This is a genomic window from Dyella japonica DSM 16301 (genome assembly GCF_001010355.1).
GTDB classification, from domain to species: Bacteria; Pseudomonadota; Gammaproteobacteria; order Xanthomonadales; family Rhodanobacteraceae; genus Dyella; species Dyella japonica.
Window position 1 is genome coordinate 1 of sequence record NZ_JPLA01000182.1, and the last position, 413, is coordinate 413.

The 413-nt window shown below is 37.5% G+C and carries 1 protein-coding gene; it reads right to left on the reverse strand.

Translation table 11 applies throughout. The annotated features are described in order from the left end of the window. On the reverse strand, positions 1–332 hold a 332-nt coding region (locus Y882_RS20205; RefSeq protein WP_156171604.1), incomplete at its 3' end, for a hypothetical protein. Between the last annotated feature and the right edge of the window lie 81 nt (positions 333–413).

Genomic DNA, 413 nt, shown 5'->3' on the forward strand with positions numbered 1-413 from the left:
CCCATAAATATAGGATCCTTTTCTGTTTCGTTAATACATTGGATAAGTTGATGTATAGTTACATCAACATAAATATCACTACGCTGAAGCTCTTCTACGAATTTGTCTTCGCAACGAATCGGATTGTGCATAGTGCCAATTTCATAAACTTCAACATGAGGGATAAGTGGCAATAAATATGTTCTTACCAGTTTTATCAGAATTTGGTGTGGATCCCTTTCATCTAAACTGATATTGTTATCCTCACAAAAATAATCAACAATATCGCCATCACCGAAACCGAACTTACTTGCTAAACTTGCAGCACGAAGTCTTATAACATTACCCTTCATTTAAACACCCCAAGTTAAAAGAACGTACCAGTTAGCACATACAGCACAGCGTCACGCAGTGTTGGTAACAAAGGCGAGCAG